This is a genomic window from Vibrio sp. Y176 (assembly GCF_033438945.1).
On sequence record NZ_JAWOQS010000813.1, the window covers coordinates 1 to 600 of the forward strand.

Here is a 600-nt window from a genome sequence, read left to right on the forward strand (position 1 = left end):
CTTTCCTATTGAGGATGTAAAACGCGGAGAGTTCGATTCAAACTCACTCACGCCATTTGGGGTAAATGAAGCACCCGATTTCAGTCGCAAGCCGATTTATGCGCAAGTCGTTCACCCAGTCCTTGGTCACATTGCCATATATGTCACTCACCTCAAATCTCAACGCCCTGCGGATACCGAAACGCCAGAACCATCAAGTCGCGTAATGGCTCGTTGGTTGTCTACACAGCAACGCGGTTGGGAAGCGGCCATGTTGCGAGACGCGATGCAGGCACAATATCGAGCACATCCGATACCGACCGTGTTAATGGGTGATATGAACCAGCCCATCTCAAAAGAAAGCGTTAATAACGTGCTTACCGAAACCTTTAGTGACAGCGTCACCGAATTACAACTAAAGGATGGTTGGAATCTGCAAACGGGCTCGTCTCTTGAAGTGCGCCCTGCGACTCACTACCACTTTTCTACGGGGAACGTGCTGGATTACATCCTGCTTTCTCAAGAGTTTGATACACATTCGGATATATCGGTAGCGGAAGTGATTGATTATCAAGTGTTAGAACAACACCTGATTAACCCATCCTATGAGAAAGACAAAAA

1 pseudogene is annotated in these 600 nt (G+C 47.5%); it reads left to right on the forward strand.

The window, feature by feature from the left end:
• Window positions 1-600, forward strand: a pseudogene (locus tag R7O13_RS28810) (endonuclease/exonuclease/phosphatase family protein); the annotation flags it as partial.